Annotated in this window: 17 protein-coding genes and 1 pseudogene; 11 read left to right on the top strand and 7 right to left on the bottom strand. The window is 71.0% G+C overall.

What is annotated here, in order from left to right; translation table 11 throughout:
* The first annotated feature begins 32 nt into the window (after positions 1 to 32).
* From pstC to SM754_RS08185, 4 genes and pseudogenes are all read left to right on the top strand, one after another.
* Entirely contained in the window at positions 33 to 1,154 is a 1,122-nt protein-coding gene (pstC, locus tag SM754_RS08200) for a phosphate ABC transporter permease subunit PstC (protein WP_323675734.1), read from the top strand.
* The gene (pstA, locus tag SM754_RS08195; protein ID WP_323675733.1) at positions 1,151 to 3,811 is read left to right on the top strand and encodes a phosphate ABC transporter permease PstA; all 2,661 of its coding nucleotides are present in this window, start codon (positions 1,151 to 1,153) and stop codon (positions 3,809 to 3,811) included. The genes pstC and pstA overlap by 4 nt, the downstream gene beginning before the upstream one ends.
* Before the next feature lie 70 nt (positions 3,812 to 3,881).
* Positions 3,882 to 4,736: pseudogene (gene pstB / locus SM754_RS08190) on the top strand (phosphate ABC transporter ATP-binding protein PstB); the annotation flags it as partial.
* A gap of 95 nt (positions 4,737 to 4,831) precedes the next feature.
* Complete coding sequence (locus tag SM754_RS08185; RefSeq protein WP_323675731.1) at positions 4,832 to 5,467, top strand: DUF8071 domain-containing protein; 636 nt, start codon at positions 4,832 to 4,834, stop codon at positions 5,465 to 5,467.
* Between the two features lie 86 nt (positions 5,468 to 5,553).
* On the opposite strand, the gene SM754_RS08180 is transcribed toward SM754_RS08185, so the two are convergent.
* The 3 genes from SM754_RS08180 to SM754_RS08170 all read right to left on the bottom strand — a co-directional run bounded on the left by SM754_RS08180 (position 5,554) and on the right by SM754_RS08170 (position 7,351).
* Complete coding sequence (locus tag SM754_RS08180) at positions 5,554 to 5,856, bottom strand: Sec-independent protein translocase subunit TatA/TatB (protein WP_323675730.1); 303 nt, start codon at positions 5,854 to 5,856, stop codon at positions 5,554 to 5,556.
* 133 nt (positions 5,857 to 5,989) lie between these two features.
* Positions 5,990 to 6,592 (bottom strand): YIP1 family protein, encoded by a 603-nt coding sequence (locus tag SM754_RS08175; RefSeq protein WP_323675729.1) that lies wholly within the window; start codon positions 6,590 to 6,592, stop codon positions 5,990 to 5,992.
* A gap of 33 nt (positions 6,593 to 6,625) precedes the next feature.
* Positions 6,626 to 7,351, bottom strand: a complete 726-nt coding sequence (locus tag SM754_RS08170) for a thymidine kinase (protein WP_501993763.1) — start codon at positions 7,349 to 7,351, stop codon at positions 6,626 to 6,628.
* A 565-nt stretch (positions 7,352 to 7,916) separates the two neighbouring features.
* Between SM754_RS08170 and SM754_RS08165 the strand changes: the two genes are divergently transcribed.
* Positions 7,917 to 8,642 (top strand): guanosine phosphorylase, encoded by a 726-nt coding sequence (locus SM754_RS08165; protein ID WP_323675728.1) that lies wholly within the window; start codon positions 7,917 to 7,919, stop codon positions 8,640 to 8,642.
* Positions 8,643 to 8,840: 198 nt separating this feature from the next.
* On the opposite strand, the gene SM754_RS08160 is transcribed toward SM754_RS08165, so the two are convergent.
* Positions 8,841 to 9,635 (bottom strand): DUF547 domain-containing protein, encoded by a 795-nt coding sequence (locus SM754_RS08160; RefSeq protein WP_323675727.1) that lies wholly within the window; start codon positions 9,633 to 9,635, stop codon positions 8,841 to 8,843.
* A gap of 148 nt (positions 9,636 to 9,783) precedes the next feature.
* Between SM754_RS08160 and SM754_RS08155 the strand changes: the two genes are divergently transcribed.
* Positions 9,784 to 11,262 carry an HPP family protein gene (locus SM754_RS08155; protein WP_323675726.1) on the top strand — a complete coding sequence of 493 codons (1,479 nt, stop codon included), beginning with the start codon at positions 9,784 to 9,786 and terminating at the stop codon, positions 11,260 to 11,262.
* Positions 11,263 to 11,399: 137 nt separating this feature from the next.
* Here SM754_RS08155 and SM754_RS08150 read toward each other — a convergent pair whose 3' ends face one another.
* Entirely contained in the window at positions 11,400 to 12,578 is a 1,179-nt protein-coding gene (locus SM754_RS08150) for an NAD-binding protein (protein ID WP_323675725.1), read from the bottom strand.
* 117 nt (positions 12,579 to 12,695) lie between these two features.
* Between SM754_RS08150 and SM754_RS08145 the strand changes: the two genes are divergently transcribed.
* From SM754_RS08145 to SM754_RS08130, 4 genes are all read left to right on the top strand, one after another.
* Positions 12,696 to 13,970: a potassium channel family protein gene (locus SM754_RS08145; protein WP_323675724.1), complete on the top strand. Its 1,275-nt coding sequence runs from the start codon at positions 12,696 to 12,698 to the stop codon at positions 13,968 to 13,970.
* Between the two features lie 55 nt (positions 13,971 to 14,025).
* Entirely contained in the window at positions 14,026 to 15,201 is a 1,176-nt protein-coding gene (locus SM754_RS08140; RefSeq protein ID WP_323675723.1) for a TrkA C-terminal domain-containing protein, read from the top strand.
* A 67-nt stretch (positions 15,202 to 15,268) separates the two neighbouring features.
* Entirely contained in the window at positions 15,269 to 15,541 is a 273-nt protein-coding gene (locus SM754_RS08135; RefSeq protein ID WP_323675722.1) for a ubiquitin-like small modifier protein 1, read from the top strand.
* A gap of 94 nt (positions 15,542 to 15,635) precedes the next feature.
* Positions 15,636 to 16,412, top strand: a complete 777-nt coding sequence (locus SM754_RS08130; protein WP_323675721.1) for a Nif3-like dinuclear metal center hexameric protein — start codon at positions 15,636 to 15,638, stop codon at positions 16,410 to 16,412.
* 43 nt (positions 16,413 to 16,455) lie between these two features.
* On the opposite strand, the gene SM754_RS08125 is transcribed toward SM754_RS08130, so the two are convergent.
* The gene (locus SM754_RS08125; protein WP_323675720.1) at positions 16,456 to 16,683 is read right to left on the bottom strand and encodes a hypothetical protein; all 228 of its coding nucleotides are present in this window, start codon (positions 16,681 to 16,683) and stop codon (positions 16,456 to 16,458) included.
* Between the two features lie 234 nt (positions 16,684 to 16,917).
* Here SM754_RS08125 and SM754_RS08120 point away from each other — a divergent pair, with 234 nt between their 5' ends.
* Positions 16,918 to 17,802, top strand: a complete 885-nt coding sequence (locus tag SM754_RS08120; protein ID WP_323675719.1) for a mechanosensitive ion channel family protein — start codon at positions 16,918 to 16,920, stop codon at positions 17,800 to 17,802.
* Positions 17,803 to 17,837: 35 nt separating this feature from the next.
* On the opposite strand, the gene SM754_RS08115 is transcribed toward SM754_RS08120, so the two are convergent.
* Entirely contained in the window at positions 17,838 to 19,187 is a 1,350-nt protein-coding gene (locus SM754_RS08115) for a PAS domain-containing protein (protein ID WP_323675718.1), read from the bottom strand.
* Positions 19,188 to 19,290 lie beyond the last annotated feature (103 nt).

Genomic DNA, 19,290 nt, shown 5'->3' with positions numbered 1-19,290 from the left:
CGAACGACGCGACAGACCCTACAAGATACGAAATGTCCAGCAACTTCATATCGAACGCTCGCACAACACTCCTCGGCCAGGACGCGTCGGAGGGCGCGCTGCTCACGGTCGGCCTGGCGGCGCTCTTGCTCGTCGCGACCGTGGGCGTCTTCCTCGTCGCGCCGGCGCTCGCGCTCCCGACGCTCGGCCTGTTCGCGCTCGCGACCGTGGTCTCGTGGGTGACGCATCAGGCGGAGACCGCGCGACTGCTGACGCTCGTCGCGACGGTATCGACCGTGTTGACGGTGACGTTCATCACGGTGTACCTGTTCGCGAGCGCGTTCCCCGCGGTCGGCGAACACGGACTCGGGCTGTTCCTGATTCCGGTCGTCGACGGGGAGGTCCGGTGGTTCTTCTGGCTCGACGCGGTCCTCCCGTCGGGCGAGACGTATTGGAACCCGCTCTCGGGCGTGTACTCGCTGATTCCGACGATATGGGCGACGGTCATCGTGACGACGATCTCGGCGTTCGTCGCCGGGCCGCTCGGGTTGTTCGGTGCGCTGTTCATCAGTGAGGTCGCAAGCGATGGCGTGCGCGAGGTCGTCAAGCCCGCCGTGGAGGTCCTTGCGGGCATCCCCTCCATCGTCTACGGGTTCATCGGGTTCCAGGTACTGAACGGGTTCATCCAGACGTCGTTCCTCGACGACGGTGCGTCGTTCCTCATCGCGGGGCTGGTCGTCGGGTTGATGGCGCTCCCGACGGTCGTGTCGGTCGCCGAGGACGCGCTGTCGAGCGTTCCGCGCTCGATGAAGGACGGGTCGGTCGCGATGGGGGCGACGCAGTGGCAGACGATGAAGTCCATCTCGATCCCCGCGGCGTTCTCCGGTATCTCGGCGGGGCTCATCTTGGGGCTCGGTCGCGCGATCGGTGAGACGATGGCTGTCGCGGCGATCATGGCGGCTGGCGTCGGGTTGTCGAACCCGCTGTTCGACGTGTTCGACGCGAGCGCGACGCTGACGAGTCTCATCGCGACGAACTACGGGAGCGCTTCGGAGAGCACCATCGACGTGCTGTTCGTCGCGGGCGTCATCCTGTTCGTCATCGTCGCCGGGATGAGCGTCATCTCGCAGTTCATCGAGCGTCGCATGAAGGAGAAGCTGCGGGGGCAAGCATGAGTGACGCGTACGCTCGGGACACGACGCTCGTCGGTGCGGACTCGCGGCTGTACGACCGCGCGCTCGACGGCGTCATCTCGCTGACGGTCGTCGGGTTCGCGGTCGCACTGCTGACGCTCGTGCAGGTGGTCGGGCTCGCGGCGAGCGGCGCGGTGCTGGGCGAGTTCCTGCTGGCGTTGACCGCGGTCACGGCCGGTGGCGTCGGCGTCGTCGCCGCGCTCTCGTGGGCGAACGTCGTGCCCGTCACGTCCGAGCGGTTGCGTGGCGTCGCCGGTGGGTTGCTCGTGTCGACGGTGCTGTTGACTGGGGTGGCGTACGCGTCCGGGTTGACGCTCGCGGCGCTGCTCGGGTGGCTGCTCGTCGTCGAGGCGGTGGTCGTGGTCGCCGCGGGCGCCGCGAGTCGACTGGGTGTCGTGGAGACGACGCCGGATGCGAGCGCTGGCCTGCTCGCCGGTGGCGCGTTCGGCGTCGTCGGGTTGGCCGTCGGCGCGGGCGTCGGTGGGTCGCTCGTCGGGTTCGAGTCGCTGGCGTGGGTCGCGGTCGCCGGGGTCGTCGGCGCCGCGCTCCTCGTTGTCACGGTCGTCGCACGCGAGGACGTCGGGTCGACGGTGCCCGCCGGACTGATCGTCGGCGTGCTCGGCGCGACCATCGCGTCGGCCGCCATCGGCGTCGGCTGGGAGTGGAACCCGGCGGTCGTCTCCGGCGGGTTCACGGGCGGTGTCGTCGTCCCGATATTCGTCCTGACGGGGTCGCTGCTGTCGGCGTGGTCGGCGGCGAAGGCCCGCGAGGGCTTCGGCGCGCAGGGCCGCCAGTACGGGACCTTCCTCGTCATCAACCTGAACGCGCTCCTGATGCTCGTCGTGATGGCGGCCATCGTCGTGTTCGTGACGCTGAAGGGCGCCGGGTACGCGTTCCACGGCTTCGAGATTGGCGCGGCGTCGGCGTTCCTCGCGACGCTCCCGTTGCTGGCGCTGGCCGCGAGTCGCGCGAGCCAGCCGGCCGGGACGGAGGAGTGGCGCGGCGGCGCCCGGCAGCTGCTCCGGGTGCTCCCGGTGTCCGCGGTCGGTGCGCTCTCGGCGCTGTTCGCGTACGTGGTCGTGACGGGGCGCGCACTCGCGTACGACTTCACGTACACGGTGCAGGTGAACCGCCAGCCGGAGGTCATGGAGACGAGCGTCTCGGTGACGCGCTCGCTCGTCGTCGGCTCGCCGCTCGTGCTCGTCGCGAGCGTCGCCCTGCTCGCGTACTTCTTCCGGCGGTACGGCAGCCTCGAGAACGTCGGGGACGACCTCCCGCTCGTCGCGCAGGTGCGTCGTGCGCTCCCGCTCGTCGTCGGAGCGCTCGTGGTGCTCGGCGGCGCGTTCGGTATCCTCGGCGCGAACCCGTTCGGAGTGACGGCGCTCGGTGGGACGGTCGCGTACTGGGTGGTGACCGTCGCCGCGGTCGCCGCGATGGCCCTCGCGCTCGCGCCGCTCGCGGCCGTGCTCGCCGGCGGTGACCCGCGGAACGTCGGCGAGCGCGCGGTCCGGGTCGCGCCGCTGTTCGTCGTCGGCGCGTTCGGCGGGCTGTCGGTGCTGCTCGCGAGCGCGTTCCTGGAGTCGACCGCGCGGACGGTCCCGAACGTCGCCGGCGTCCCGGTGGTGCCGTTCGCGGCGTTCGTCGGCGCCGCCGGCTTCCTCGCGGTCGCCCTCCTCCTCGCGTTCGGGAAGGGGAACGTCGAGGAGTCCATCACCGGGCGGTTGGTCGCCGAGGAGGTGACGCTCAGTCTCGCCGCGGCCGCCGGGTTCGTCGGCGTGCTCGGTGCGCACGTCGCCGGCACGGGCGTCCCGTTCCGCGTCGGGTCGTTCGCGGTCGCCACGCAGGGGTCGCTGTCGTGGCCGATGGCGATGCAGGCGTACATCCCGCTGGGCGTCGAACCCGGCGGTATCTTCCCGGCGGTCGTCGGGACGATATGGCTGGTCGTGGGCGCGACCGCGTTCGCGATCCCGCTCGGCCTCGGCGCGGCGGTGTTCCTCACGGAGTACGCCGAGCAGGGTCGGTTCACGAACCTCGTGGAGATCGCGACGAACGCGCTCTGGAGCACGCCGAGCATCGTCTTCGGGCTGTTCGGGGCGGCGTTCCTCATCCCGCGACTGGGTGGCGACGAGTCGCTGCTCGCGGGGATGCTCGTCCTCGGGTTCATGCTCCTCCCACTCGTCCTCATCACGAGTCGCGAGTCCATCATGGCGGTCCCGGACGAGTACCGGGACGCGAGCGCGGCGCTCGGCGTGGACCAGTGGACGACCATCCGGAGCGTCGTCGTCCCGGCGGCGATGCCGGGCGTCATCACGGGCGTCATCCTCGGCGTCGGCCGGATCGCGGGCGAGACCGCGCCGCTCATCCTCGTCCTCGGCTCCACGCTGAACGCGACGGAGTCCGTGGACGTCATCGGCGGATTCCGGTTCATCGCCGAGCCGCCGTTCGTCGTGAACGACGCGCTCACGGCGGCGTCGGCGAGCCTGCCGACGCAGGTGTGGGCGGTCATCGCGGCGGGCGTGAGCGGGTCGCCGTCGATGGGGTGGGCGAGCGCGTTCATCCTCCTGATGGTCGTCCTCTCGTTCTACGCGGTCGGTATCACGGCGCGAACGATCTTCCGGCGGAAACTCGACTATGAGTAAGCAAGAATCAGACTTCGACGACGACAGCACAGGCATCGAGACCGCGAGCACGGAGTCCTCGACATCGACGACGGTCGCGGGCGAGACCGCCGAGCAGACCCGTGACGAATGGACGTCCTTCGAGTTCGAGGGTGAGGCGAAGCTCTCGGTGGAGGACCTGAACGTGTGGTACGGCGACGACCACGCGCTGAAGGACGTGTCGATGGACATCCCGGAGAACTCGGTGACGGCGCTCATCGGCCCCTCCGGCTGCGGGAAATCCACCTATCTGCGGTGTCTGAACCGGATGAACGACCGCATCAAGGCCGCCCGCATCGAGGGCAGCGTCGAGCTCGGCGGCACCGAGATCTACGACGCGAACGCGAACCTCGTCGAGTTACGCAAGCGCATCGGGATGGTGTTCCAGGCCCCCAACCCCTTCCCGAAGAGCATCAAGGAGAACATCAGCTACGGCCCGCGCAAGCACGGCGACCTGGACACCGGGCTGCTCGCGCGGTTGTTCGGGCGCGACGACACCGACGAGGAGCTCGAGCTCGTCGAGCGCGCGCTCAGGCAGGCCGCCCTCTGGGACGAGGTCTCGGACCGCCTCGACGACAACGCCCTCGGGCTGTCGGGCGGCCAACAGCAGCGGCTGTGCATCGCGCGAGCGCTGGCGGTCGACCCCGAGGTCATCCTCATGGACGAACCGGCGTCGGCGCTGGACCCCATCGCCACGAGCAAGATCGAGGACCTCGTGGACGAGCTCAGCGAGGAGTACACCGTCGTCATCGTCACGCACAACATGCAGCAGGCCGCCCGCATCAGCGACCAGACCGCCGTCTTCCTCACCGGCGGCGAACTCGTCGAGTACGACGACACCGACAAGATCTTCGAGAACCCCGAGAGCCAGCGCGTCGAGGACTACATCACCGGCAAGTTCGGATAACGCCGCGCCCCGGCTCGCCATCGTCGTCGTCGTTCGTCCAAGTCGTCGTTTCACCTTCCGGTATCTTGATGTTATCCGTGGGTTGTCGTTTTCGTATGGAGCGTCCTCCAGACGACGAGACGGCGACCGACGGGCCGGCGTGGAAGGCCCTGGCCCCCGCGTCCTCCACGACGACGCTGGACAGCTTGAAGAGAAGGCTCTCCGCGATTCCGAACGCGGCAGCGGCCGCGACCGCGGCGTTCCCGGGCGCCCGCCTCCGGCGGGTCGTCTTCGGGCGGAACGCGGCCGTCTCCGTCGCACTGGTGTTCCTCGCGGGCGTCCTCGCGGTCGGCGCCGCCGACCACGTGACGACGACGGTCGGGTACGAGACCCTCGAGTCCTGGGCGCACGGCACGTGGACGGGGACGAGTCCCGAACCGCTCGCGTTCGTCGCCTGCGGCGCGCTCGTCGCGCTCGGCGCGGCGAGCGCGCTCGCGAACTCGGGGATCGTCCCGACGGCCGTCCTCGTCGCCGCCCCCGTCTTCGGTGCCGCCGCGACGCGCTACGGGACCACCTACGTCGACCCCCACCTCGGGGCGCGCGTCGTCTCGCTCCCCGAAGCGCTCGCGTTCGCGGCCGCCGTCGCCGCCGTCGCCGCGATTCCACTCGCCATCGCCGGGTTCGTCCTCGCTGCTGGCCTCCGAACCGCCGCCGAGCCCGCCCTGGCTGCGGTCCGCGACGCCCGCGACTGACCCGCCCGAGCGGGGTCAGGGCCGTCGACGAGCGATGGAGCGTGGAAGCGCGGTCCCGGAAGCGAGCGGTCGAAGGAGGGTCGTGTTCAGGCGGAGGGTGCGTCGCGGTCCGTGTCGACCTCGCGGTCCGCGTCCACGTCGTACTCGTCGCCGTCGACGTGCTCGTCGGCGTCCGCGTTCGCGGGTGCGTCCTCGGCGGCGTCGAGGGTGGTCGCCTCGCGGATCTCTCGCTCGACCTCGTCGCGGCCCTTCTGGAACTCGCCCATGGCCTCGCCGCTCGCTCGTGCGAGCTTCGGGAGCTTGTTCGCGCCGAACAGGAGGACGGCGAGCATGAGGACGATGGCGAGCTCGGGCCCGCCGATGCCGCCGATGAACAGCTGGAATGACATTCTGTATCGAGGTTCTAGACGGACCCAGAGAACATAAGTGCGCGCTATCGGGCCCGTAACGCGCTGGCGAGCCGTTTCTCGGCGTAATCGGACGCGGCGGTCGAGGCGGGCGGGCGTCCGCCGGAAGGGGTCGTCAGATGATGAACCAGTTGCGGAGGAGCGTCTCGATGGCGGCGAGCGCGCGGAACCCGTAGCCGTACGCGACGACGCCGGGGACGAGCGAGAGGACGAACGCGCGCCACGTCGAGACGCGATGGACGACGCCGACGCCGACGACGAGGAGCGCGAACGCGTACACCCCGCAGACCGCGCGGACCTCGGGCGTGGGGATGCCGGCGAACACGCACGGTGCGGTCGCGTACCCGAGCACCTGAACGGTCTCGCTGACGCCGCCGCGGTCGGGCGCGAGCGCGGCGAGCAGGAGCGTCTCGACGGCGGCGAGTAGGTGCAGGCCGGCGGGCGCGACGAGGAGCACGGCGACGCCGAGCCAGAGCGCGCCCGAGAGCAGTTCGCTGTCAGCGATCACGGGGTAGGCGTCCGGGACGAGCGCGAACCGCGTGGCCTCCGCGACGAGGACGACGAGCATCGCGAACGTCAACCCGGGTGCCTGGTCGCCGGGAGCGACGCCCGTCCGGTAGAACCGCGACGGTGCGGTCGCGACCTCGAACCACGCACGGAGCACCGCTCGCGGTCCGCGGTCGCGGCCGCCCTCCGCGGACTCGACCCACTGCGTCATCGGACCACCCGCGGGAGAGCGACGGTCATCGTGTCACTCGTCCGCCGGCGGCGCGGACGCCTGGTCGGCGATTTCGGCGTCGTCCGGTCGGTCACCCTCCGATTTGTCGACATCCGCTCGGTCGTGGTCCGCTCGGTCGTCGTCGGTGAACTCGTCGAGACTCCGGTCGAGCGACCCGGTCTGGAGCGTGTGACAGTTCCGGCAGCGCGCCTCGTAGGACTCCTCGGCGCCGACGAGGATGGTGGGGTCGTCGACGTGCGCAGGCTCGCCCTCGACGAGCCGCTGGTTGCGCGTCGCGGGTTCGCCGCACACGGAGCAGATTGCCTGGAACTTCTCGACGTACTCGGCGGTCGCCATCAGCTCGGGGAGCGGGTGGAACGGTTCGCCGCGGAACGTCTGGTCGGTCCCGGAGACGACGACGCGATGCCCGTCGCTCGCGAGCGCGTCGCAGACCTTGACGAGCGTGTCGTCGAAGAAGTTCGCCTCGTCGACCGCGACGACGTCCTCGTCCGTGACGTGCTCGACGATCTCCCAGACGCCCTCGCCCTCGTTCGGGACCGCAGTCGCGTCCCAGTCCCGACCCTCGTGACTCCCGATGACGTCGTCGCCGTACCGGTCGTCGACCGCGGGCGTGAACACGGCCACGTCCTGCTCGGCGATGCGCGCGCGCCGGAGCCGCCGCAGCAACTCCTCGGTCTTCCCGGAGAACATGCTCCCCGTTATGACCTCCACCCAACCGCTGTTCGTGATGGCGTGCATTCGACAGCCACGAAGCACGGCGGGTGCGAAAAACTTCCGACAACCTTTTTTCTTCGTTGGGTGCGCCGGAGGCGCACCGCGCCTCGAAAAAACGTTGATGAAAAAAGGCCGCGAGCGCCCACGGCGCTCGCGGTGAGTGCGCTTGACCGCAACCGCCGCCGCTCCACAACCGCCACCCGCAACCGCCGCACGCGCCGCCGGCGCGGCGCGTGCCGCTCGCGGCCCGGTCAGTGAGTCGAATCGAGCGTTCGACCGCCGGGTGGCGCGCGGTGGCGCGGTCGCGCGAGTGACGACGAGCGCGAGCGCGCTGACACCGTGCGAGGGACGGTCCGCGAGCGCAGCGAGCGGGGCGTCGGCTGGGGAGGACGAGGCGCGGAGCGGTTCGATGCGGTCGCGGTGCCGTGTGACCCACACAGGAGCCGTCGAGCACGAGCACCAAAGCCCACCGAACACGCCAGACACCAACCAGAAGTTTACGTCTCGTGTAAACCCCGGGAGCGGACATGCCACCACGCCCGGACCGCGGAACGCGGCGTTTTTGTCACGCACCACCGAATCCGCGAGCATGGCCAAACAACCGCATCTCCTCGTCGAGGAAGGCGACGTCCACGAAACAGCTATCGTCCCCGGTGACCCCGGGCGCGTCGACCGCATCGCCGCGATGTGCGACGACAGCGAGGTCGTCGCCGAGAACCGCGAGTACAAGGTCGTGAACGCGACGTACGACGACACCGACCTCACCATCTGCTCGACCGGCATCGGCTGCCCGAGCGCCGCCATCGCCGTCGAGGAACTCGCCGCCGTCGGCGTCGAGACGTTCATCCGCTGCGGGACCACCGGCGCCCTCCAGGAAGGCATCGAGATCGGCGACATGATCGTCGCCACCGGCGCCGCGAAGAACGAAGGCACCAGCAAGCGCTACGAAGCCGTCGAGTACCCCGCCGTCCCCGACTACGACGTCCTCAGCGGGCTCGTCGACGGCGCGGAGGCGAACGGCGAAGACGTCCACGTCGGCGCCATCGCGAGCGACGACGCGTTCTACGCCGAGACCGACGAGCACGTCGAGGACTGGGAGCGCGCCGGCATCCTCGCCGTCGAGATGGAGGCCGCGACGCTGTTCACGCTCGCACGCCGCAAGGGCCTGCAAGCGGGCGCCATCTGCACGGTCGACGGGAACCTCGTCGAAGGCACCCAGAAGGGCGCGACCGACGACGACGAACTCCCCGAGAAAGCGAAGAACAACGTCGAGCGCGCCATCCAGATCACGCTCGACGCCGCCGCGGGGATTTAAGCACGAAGCCGCGGCGAACGTCGGCGTGCCCTGACCGTTCGTCGTCCGCGCGACTCAGGCGGGAGTGCAGTCGACCCGCGGACGCCCGAGACTGCCTGCTCGCCACACCCACTCCGGGTTCGAGACGGACCCGAGCCCGTCGACAGCGCCAGCGTCACAGCGAGCCTCGTTACGCCGACAGCGTCACAGCGAGCGTCGTCACGCGTCCGCGTACCGGCCGAGCTTCAGCGTCCAGTCGTACTCCGTCCACGCGAGCGACGGAGTCGTGTCCGCCGGTACCGCGTCGTGCGCGTGGAGGAAGCGCCTGATACCTGCTTTCCCGCCGAAGTCGCCGCGGTACCACGAGAACAGCTTCGGGACCGTCGCCGTTCCCGTCGTCGGGTCGTAGCTGACCTCGGCATCGAGGTAGCCCCGCGTCGACGCGTCGAGTTGCTCGTCGACGTCGTCGGCGGTGTACGCGAGCACCGGCGGGCACGACGCCGCGCCACAGTTCAGCGCGAAGTGAATCCGGGGGTCGACGTCGTCCACGCGATGCCGGCGCTCGAACCGACTCCGCCGGAGTCGCGGCACGTACCCGAGCCCGATACCGCTCCGGGAGCGCCTGAGGATACCGTGCTCGACGTCGTCGACGCTCAGGGACTCGCCCGCGACCGTGAGGAGGTTCCGGCGGAAGATCGGGCGTCGCGGGACGAGTCCACGCTCCTCGAACAGCTGCGGGTCGCGCTCGAGGTGGTCCTGAACCGACGCGTTGTAGACGTTCAGCCAGAACGCCAGCCGCGCGGCGTCAGGGTCGAGTGCGTCGACGAGCGTCCGCGAGTCGAGCGCCGCGAGCGCCCGCCGGTACCTCGCAGGGGCGCCGTTGCCGGCCTTCGTCGCTCGCACGTACCCGACCGAGAGCGCCACCGGGTCCGCGGGGACGCTGCCGTCGCTCTCACCGAACTCGGTGCTCGCGTCCGCCTCGGTCGCCGCGTCGAGCCCGTCGTCGTCCGCCATGCCCGACGGTTAGGAGCGACCGATGATAAGCGGTGGGCGGCCGTGCAGGCCGGGCGCGGCGACGACGCTCGCGACGACACGTGACCCGCGTACTCGAGACCCACACCGGAGGGAATCGCTTTACTACCTCCCCACGGAACCACCGGCTATGTTCGAGCGGTGGCGGCCGCGGTTCTGGAGCGCGTGGCGGCGCGTCCGCCGGATAGAGCGCCGCGAACTCCAGGAGTTCAGGAACTGGGTCGAGCACACCGGGAACCTCCTGCATCTGTCCGTGATCACGTTCGTCCCACTGCTCATCGCGTTCGTCACGTACGTCTCCCAGGTGAGCGAGGACGTGTCGTTCCTCCTGTTCCCGCCGCTGGCGTCGGGCACGTACACGCTGTTCGCGAACCCCGAGAGCAAGTACGCCTCTCCCGTGCGGTTCGTCGGCGGCCTCACCGCGGGCGCGCTCTGCGGGCTGTTAGCGGTTCGGGCAGCGGACGTGCTGCCGTGGGCGACGGGGAGTCCCGCGACGACGGCGGCGAGCGCAGCGGTCGCCATCTTCGCCGTCGGCACGGTGACGTGGGCGGCGGACGTGGAGGCACCGTCGGCGTTCTCCGCGGCGCTCCTGACGCTCGTCGCGGACTACGGCGAGGTCGTCCCGTACGTCCTCGGTATCGTGGTGGCGTCGTCGTTCGTCGCGGGCGTGTTCTACGCGTGGCGCGAGCTGATCTACGACCGGCGCGCGCAGTACCTCTACCAGACGACGAAGAGCGACGACCGCGTGCTCGTCCCGGTCGTCGGCGACCAGGGACGGGAGGCGGCGTTGTTCGCGGCGCATCTCGCGGGCGCACACGAGGCAGGGAAGGTGGTCCTCCTGGACGTGGTCGCGGACGACGCGGTCGCAGCCGCGGAGGACGCCATCGCGACCGAACGCGCGACCGGTGACGACGCGCCCGTCGACGGTGACGATGCCGTCGAGGACGCGACGACGGACGCGCGCGAGCAGGTCGCGGGACAGGCGGCGATGCGGTTGGAGCGCCTCGCGAGCCGGGTCCGGACGCGGGTCGGGGTGCCCTGCGAGGTCGTCGTCGCGAGCGCGGCGTCCGGCCGGACGAACGTGACGCTGCGCGCGGCCGAGGAGGCGAACTGCGACCTCATCGTCGCGCCCTACGAGGAGTCCCACGGCTCGCTCTCCGGGTACCTGAAGGGGTTGTTCGAGGCGCCGGTGGACGTGGTCGTGTTCCGCGGCGGCGACGACGAGTTCGACCAGACGTGGCGTAACGTTCTCGTCTCGGTCGGTCGTCCGGGCGATACGGCCCACGCGATGCTGGACTTCGCGACGCGCGTCGCCGGCCGCGCCGGCACGCTCGCGGTCTGTCACTGCATCGGCGCGGAGAGCCAGCGGCGGCGCGCGGAGGCGATGCTCGCGAACCTCGTGGAGACGTTCGACGCCGGGTTCGAGACGCGCGTGTCGCGAGCGAGCATCGAGCGGTTCCTCGCGGCGAACGCCACCCAGTACGACCTCGTCGTCGTCGGCGCGAGCACGGACCGGTCGGCGGCGTCGCGGTTCCTCGCCCCGCCGACGTTCGAGCGCATCACGGACGTGAAGACGGACGTCGCCATCGTCCACCGCGGCAAGCACTGACCGTCCGTCGACCGCACCGAGGGATTCCACGTCGCGGACGCCCGCCTCGCGGCCAAGAACGGACTCGCCCAACCGTCTCCCCGAGCGTCGACTCGTCTCCGTCCCCTCGTTCGACGTGTCGAAGCGCCGACCCTCGGTCAGTCCTCGCTCTCGTTCGACGTGGCGAGCGGACCGCCGACGAGCCGGTTCGCGATGCTCTCGGAGTCGGTGTTCCCGAGCGCGGACTCGACGAGGAGGTGGCCGCCGATGAGCGCGGGACTGATGACGGTGTCCGCGCCGGCGCGCTTGAGTTTGTCGACGTTCTCGCGGTCGGTCGCGGCCGCGACGATGATCACGTCGGGGCGGAGTTCGCGCGCGGTGAGGATGGCGAGCGCGTCGTTCGCGTCGTCGTTCGTCGCCGCGACCACCGCTCTGGCGCGGTCGATGTGCACGCGCTGGAGGGGCTCCTCGTCGCTCGGGTCCGCGACGACCAGCGGCACGTCGCGTTCCTTCAGCTCGGGGAGGTTCGAGTTCTCCGGTTTCGCGACGACGACGAAGTCCACCTTCGCGTCGACGAGTTCGCTCAGTATCGGTTCGGTCAGGTCGCCGTATCCGAGGACGACGACGTGGTCCTCGAGGAGTTCGAGTTCTGATTCGTTCATGCGTCCGAGTGCGGTCTCGAAGCGGGCTTCGAGCAGTGGTGCGAACAGCGCGCCGAGTGCCGCGGTGAAGCTGGTGACGCCGACGACGAGCACGCTCACCGCGAACAGTTCACCGATGGTCGAGTCGGGCGTGATGTCGCCGTAGCCGACGGTGCTCGCGGTGACGACGGTGAAGTAGAACGCGTCCGCGAGCGACTCGACGCTCGGGAACTCGTCGCGGAGCGCCCACGTCCCGACGGTCCCGTATATCTGCGCGCCGACGAGCGCGAGCCCCGCCGCGATCTGGGAGTTCGTGAGCGACATCTCGCGGTCGAAGCGCTCGCGGTTCCACCAGCAGACACCGGTCGCGATGACCGACAGCACGACGAGCGGGATGGAGAACACGCTCGACTGCACGAGCCCCTGCGCGGCGGCGACGGGGAGGAGGACGACCGCGGACAGCCAGGAGACGTGGAGCGCACGCCGCATCGACGCGGCGGCGACGAGCAGCACGAACCCGGTGAGGGTGCCCGTGAACCCCGCCGCCTGCTGGACGCCGCTCGGGACGTACGCGGCGAGCGGTCCGGCGGTCGGGCTCGTGATGTTCACGAGCCCGGTCGCGACGGAGAGGACGGCGACCGCGCTGACGAGCGCCGCGGTCGCGCCGACGCCGGTCGGCCGGGCTCGCAACTCCATGCCCCGGCGTGCACGCCCGGCGGACTTAACGCTCTCGGCTCCGGACGACGGCGTCAGCCCGCGACCGCGGCGGTTCGGGCGACACCCATTTCACCGAGGGGCGTGTCCCCGGTGCGTATGGCTTCGCTTCCCGTCGAGTTCCTCTTCGGCATCTACCTCGGCCTCCTCACGGGGATCGTTCCGGCGTTCGTCTCCGGCACCCTCGGGTTCGCGTTCAAGTACCTCACGGGCGTCACGCTCCCCGGGCTCGGGGTCGTCGTGCTCGCGGTCGCGATCGCCGGCATCAACGGCGGCCTCATGGGCCTGCTGGACCCGGCAGTGGCGAGTTCGCCGCGCGTGGTGACGGCCGTCGTCGTCGTGATGATGCTGTCGCTGTACGCGCACAGTCAGGGCGACAAGCTCGGGGTGGCGCTCCCCAAGCGGTTCTCGCTCCGGCGGCTCCGCGAGCGCACGCTCTCGGCGGACGTCCTCGACGTGTTCGGCGGCGTCACGGTGACGGTCACGGGCGCGGTCGGCGACGTGGAGGGATACCCGCCGCTGCCCGCGGACGTCCGCGGGAAGATAGCCGAGTCGACGTGGTCGTTCCCCGGCGACCTCCCGCTCTCGGAGCTGGAGTCGCGGCTCGCGGACCGGCTGCGGACGGAGTTCGACCTCGCGGACGTCGCGGTGAGCGTGGACTCGCGCGGGCGAGCGTCGGTGTCGGCGGCGCCGCCGACGGGGACGCTCTCGCGGTCGGTACCGAAGGGGAAGCGCGCGGTGTCGGTGACGGCGTTGCTCCCGACGGGCGTCGCTCGCGGCGACGAGGTGGTGGCGGCGACCGCGGACGCGTCGGTGCGCGCGACGGTGCTGTCGGCGCGGACGACCGGCGACGACCCGCCGGAACCGCGGCCGTCGACGACGGCGGAGAGCGAGGACGTCGTCACGGACGGCGGGACGGACGAGGCGGCCGCCGCCGCTGGGCCGGTGGCGGCGCCGACGACGGAGGGCGGCGAGGGCCGCGTGACGCTCGCGGTCGACCGCCAGGAGGCGACCGCGCTCTTGCGCGCGGACCGGGCTCGCGTCCGCGTCTGCTCGCGGGGCACGCACCGCGAGTTCGAGCTGGTGTCGCTCCTGCGGCGCGCCGGGAACCGCTTCCGGCGCGTCACGGTCCGCGCCGACGGGGCGCTCGACGGGACGACCATCGGCGAGGCGGGCGTCCGTGACGCGTACGGCGTCGCGGTCCTCGCCGTCCGGGAGTCGACGCCGAGCGGGAGCGCGAAGAAGCGCGGCGAGAGCGCGGAGAGCCGCTGGCGGTTCTCGCCGCACGGCGACGTCGCGCTCGGGGCGGGCGACGAACTGTTCGTGGTCGGCCGGACGGACGCACTCGACGCGTTCGTGGAGGTGGTCGCGTGAGCGAACGCAGTGAGCGAACGCGAGTACGGCTGATCGCAGGTCAGGAGGTGGTCGCGTGAGCTCGCATTCGCTGGTCGCGGTGGCGGTTCAGGTGGGGTCGCTCGCGGCGCTGGCCGGGGGCGTGGGTTTTCTCGTCGCGGTCGTCTACCGCTGGTGGGGCCGCGAGCGCGTCCCGGAGGGCATCGCGCTCCTGCTGGGGTTGACGGCGGTCGCGCTCGTGTTGAACACCGAGCAGACCCTGAAGCAGGTGCTCGATAGCGGCGGTGGTGGTGGGTTCGACGAGTGGGAGGCGGCGCGGACGGTGACGACGTTCACGGCGAGCGCGATCGTCGCCGACCTCGGTCGGCGCGTCGGCGACCGGGGGGCGGCGCGCGCGTTCGCCGAGGGGGCGACGGCGCGGTTCGACCGGGACCTCGCGCGGGTGGTGCGCGCCGGGGGGCGCGTGCTCTCGGTGACGCTCCCGGATGAGGTCGACGACATCGACGGCTACGACCCGGTGCCGGCGGAGACGAAGGCGGCGTTCGCCGGCGAGCGGTTCGTGTTCCCGCGGCGCGTCACCGTCGGCGAGCTCGAGGACCGCATCCGCGCGCGCCTGGAGGACGACTACGGCGTCGGGTACGTCGACGTGGCGGTGACCGCGGAGGGCGACGTGACGTACCTCGCGGTCGGTGCGCGCGAGGCCGGTATCGGGCCGACGCTCGCGCCGGGCGCGGCGGCGGTCGCGGTGCAGGCGGACCCGGCGAACGCCGCGAGCGCGGGCGACGTCGTGCAGGTGTGGACGACTGGCGCGGACGGGGAGCCGGCGCGCGTCGCGAACGCGGAGGTCCGTGCCGCGGTCGACGACGTGGTGACGCTCGTCCTCGACGACGACGACGCCGCGGCGCTCGCGGACGACGTCGCGTACCGGCTCGCGACGCTCCCGAGCGCGCCCGCGGTGGACCGCGAGTTCGCCGCGCTCCTGCGGGCCGCGGACGAGACGATGGGCGCGGTCGTCGTGGACGCGGACAGCCCGCTCCAGGGGTCGGTCGTCGGCGCGCTCGACGTCACGGTCGCTGCCATCCGTCGACCCGACCGCGGCGTCACGCCCATCCCGGCGCGGGACACGCCCATCGAGGTCGGCGCGACGCTGTACGTCGTCGCCCGCCCCGACGCGCTCCGGGCGTTCGAGAGCGCGGCGCAGGTGGACGCCGACTCATCCGGGAACGCGGGCGTCGACGCGGACGACGACTGACTCGCGACGACCGCCGGTCGCGGCGACGTCCGAAATCGACTTCTGGGAGCGCGACCGACTCCCGGTCGTGCACTGGAAACTGTTCGCGGACCTGCGGGAGCGCGCCGGCGCGGAGACGGTCTCGGTCGGCGACCCCGAGACGGTTGGGGAGGCACTCGACGCGCTGCTCGCCGAGCACGACGCGCTCCGCGAGCGCGTACTCGACGGCGACGGTGCCGTCGTCGCGGACGTGAACGTCCTGAAGAACGGCGCGAACGTCTTCGACACGGGCGACGGCCTCGACGAACCGGTCGACGGCGACGACGAGCTCGCGCTGTTCCCCCCCGTCTCCGGCGGGTGAGCCGGTCGACGCGCGGCCGGGTCGTTCGAACCCCGGGCGCGACGCGGCCGCCCGAACCGGCGGTCTGAAGGCGCCGGCGAGCGCACCGTCGGGTATGCGACTGTCGACGTTCTGCGACCGGCTGGACGCCGAGCTCCGGACGAGCGACTACGCGGCCCTGGACGCGAGCGCGAACGGCCTCCAGGTCGGGCCGCGCGAGCGCGAGGTCGAACGCGTCGCGTTCGCCACGGACGGCGTCCGCGAGACCATCGAACTGGCGGCGGACTGGGGAGCGGACGCGTTGGTCAGCCATCACGGCGTCTCCTGGGGTGGCATCGAGCGCGTCACCGAGCGCGCACACGACCGTATCGCGCCGCTCGTCCGGAACGACGTCGCCCTCTACGTCTCGCATCTCCCGCTCGACGGCCATCAGGAGCTCGGGAACGCCGCCGGCGTCGCCGACGTCCTTGAGCTCGACGCACGCGAGCCGTTCGGCGCCGTCGGCCCCGAGCACGCCGGCACGCGCGGCCGGCTCCCGGCCGCGACGACGAGCGACGCGCTCCGGGACGCGCTCGCTAGCGACCTCGCCACCGGCGGGCAGCCAGTGCAGGTCCTCGACCACGGCCCGGACGAACTCCGGGACGTCGCCATCGTCACCGGCGACGGCTCCGATTACGTCGACGAAGCCGCCAGGAAGGACGTGGACGTCCTCGTCACCGGCGAAGCGAAACAGAAGACGTACCACGAGGCCCGCGAGGCCGGCCTCACCGTCGTCCTCGCCGGCCACTACGCCACCGAGACGTTCGGCGTCCGCAACCTCCGGTCCTGGATCGAGACCGAATGGGACGAGGACGTCGAGACGACGTTCTTCGACGTCCCGACCGGACTCTGAAGCACCCGCCCGCTCCCCGCGACCTGCTCGCGACCGTCACGACCTACACCTCCGGTTCGTTCCGCGCGTGCGAGACCTCGCGGTCGCTCGTCGCCCGCACCAGGTCCTCCGCGCTGTACTCGGTCTCGTCGTCCCCGTCGAGTTCCGACACCGCCACCGTCGTCCCGTCCGCGGACCACGCCGCGCGCAACCCGTCTCGCTCGATGGCGTCGAAGTCCGTCTGCGCGAGCTCGTACGCGAGCACGTCGGCGTCCGTCTGACCAAGCGGCATCGGGTACCATCTCGCCACCCATCCCCGTGTAGGTTTCCCCGCGAGACCGCCGCCGGAGCACGGCGCTGGCGAAGGCACCCGTCCCCGCAATCGAACCAGCCGAGACACGCCACCGAACCGGCCGATATCCGCCATCGAACCGACCGATATCCGCCATCGAACCGGCCGAGACCCGCCACCGAACTGGCTGATACCCGCCACATACTGAAGGCCGTCCTCGACCCTACCTCGAACGTGCTCCCCCGGGTCGTCCGCACGTCGAACGCGCTCCAGTTGCGTCCGGCCAGACGGCTCTTCGAGGAGTTCTTCGCGCTCGCGTTGGACGCCTCGGTCCTCGTCGTCGTCGTCGCGGCGATCTACTTCCCTGGGCGATACCTCCTCGTACCCGCCCTCGGCTGGCTCCTCGACGCGCTGAACGTCGACGACGCGTTCGCGCTCCCCGCCGTGAACCTCCTCCAGGCGATCATCCTCCTGTTCGCTGCGTTCGCGGGCTTCACCGTGTCGGGGCTCGCGAGTTTCCTCGCCGCGACGCAAGCCATCACGGCCGGGGCGACGATCGCGATCGGGTTCGCGAGCAGGGACGTCCTCGGGAACCTCGTCAGCGGCGCGTTCATCGTCCTCGACCCGACGTACAACATCGGCGACTGGATCCAGTGGAACGACAGCGAGGGCATCATCGAGGACATCAGCTTCCGCGTGACGCGCATCCACACCTTCGACAACGAACTCGTCGTCGTCCCGAACAGCGAACTGACGGCGAACGCGGTCACGAACCCCGCGGCGAAGGACCGCTTGCGCGTGACCACGACGTTCGGTATCGGGTACGAGGACGACATCGAGCGCGCACAGTCCGTCATCGTCGAGACAGTTCTGGCGAACGACGACATCGTCGACCGCCCCGGCCCCACCGTCCGCGTCGCGGAACTCGGGGACAACGCGATACTCCTCGACGCGCGCTTCTGGATCGCGGACCCCGCGCGGAGCGACTTCGTTCGCATCCGGTCGGACCTCACCACCGCAGTGAAGTCGCGGTTCGACGAGGAAGGCATCAGTCTCCCCGCGCCCCAGCGCGAACTCTCGGGCGCGGTCGCGACGACCCGCGTCGACGGCGAGCACTGAAGCGACGTCCCGACCACCGCCAGCGCCGTGCGCACTCACTCGATGCGCGGCAGTTCGATCGTGACGGTCGTGCCAGCGTCGACGTCGTACGTGACCGTGCCGTCGGCGAAGTCGACGATCCAGTCAGTGAGCCAGAGGCCGAGGCCGCTCGCGTGCTCGAGGGGCGTCTCCGTCTGCGAGCGGAGCGCGTCGAGCTCCGCGGCCGGGAGGCCTGGGCCGTCGTCGGTGACGGCGACCGCGACGGTCCGCTCACGGCGTCGGACGACGACGTCGACGGTGGGGTCGTCGTCGTGCTCGAACGCGTTCTCGACGACGTTCTCGACCGCCACCTCGAACAGCGGCGGCACCGACGCGACCGCACTCTCGGGGGCGTCGACGGTCACGTTCCCGTCCGCGGGCACGACGGTGTCGACGGCGTGCTCCACGATGGAGACGACGTCGGCGGATTCGGGTGCGTTCCCATCGAGGCCGGTGAGTTCCTCGACGACGTTCGCCTTCGCGCCGAGCTCGACGAGGTTCTCCGCGACGTACTCGATGCGGTCGGTGTAGTCGCCGACGGCGTTGCACTCGGCGTCGACGAGCTGGGTCATCCCGAGGACGACGTTCATGTCGTTCCGGAGGTTGTGGCGGAGCACGCGGTTCAGGACGCGCAGCATCTGGTCTCGCCGCCGGCGTTCGGTGACGTCCCGGAGGACGCCGACGGAACCAGCGTAGTGCCCGTCGTCGTCCGATGGGAGGAGTGCGAGGTTCAGTTCCGCTGGGACGCCGGTTCCGTCGGCGTCCTCGACGGTCACCGGTACCTGTTCGCTCGTCGCGTCGGCGTCGGCGACGAGCGACTGGATGGCGTCGATGCACGCCTCGATGTCGTCCGCCGGGAGGACCGCGGTGGCGAACGCGCCGACGACGTCGTCGCGGTCGTACGAGAACTCGTGGGCGTCGAGCGCCGCCTGGTTGATGTACTCGATGCGGCCGTCCGCGTCGAGCCGATAGATGCCGTCGTCGACGCTCTCGAGGATGGATTCGAAGCGGTCGCGTTCCACGGCCGGGGTCCTGTCGGTGACGGTGACGACGAGACGATCGCCGGCCCTGCTCGCGGACGCGGACACGGGCCGGCCGGAGACGGTGCCGACCGCGAGACGATGTTCGCCGTCGTCGGTCGCGAGCGCCGCGTCGACGGCACCGTCGACGAGCGCCGCCTCGTCGGGCGCGTCGACGAACAGCGACTGCCAGTCCGCGTCGACGACCGCATCGCGGTCCACGTCGAGCAGGTCGCAGAGCGCGTCGTTCGCGTCCACGACGTGCCCGGTCGCGTCGACGACGGCAACGCCGTCGGTCGTCGCGTCCAGCACGGCGTCGAGCACGCCCGACGCGCTCCTCTCGTCCATGCCCCGGCGGTACTGTCTGTGGCGGGAAAACGGTTCGTGCTAGAGAAGGTGGTCGCGTCGTCGACGCCGCCGGCAGTCCTCCCGCACGAGCCGGGAATCCGAG

Origin of the sequence: Halorubellus amylolyticus (assembly GCF_034808145.1) — an archaeon.
In the GTDB taxonomy this organism is placed as follows: Archaea; Halobacteriota; Halobacteria; order Halobacteriales; family Natrialbaceae; genus Halorubellus.
This window is presented reverse-complemented; position numbering and strand designations above follow the sequence as displayed.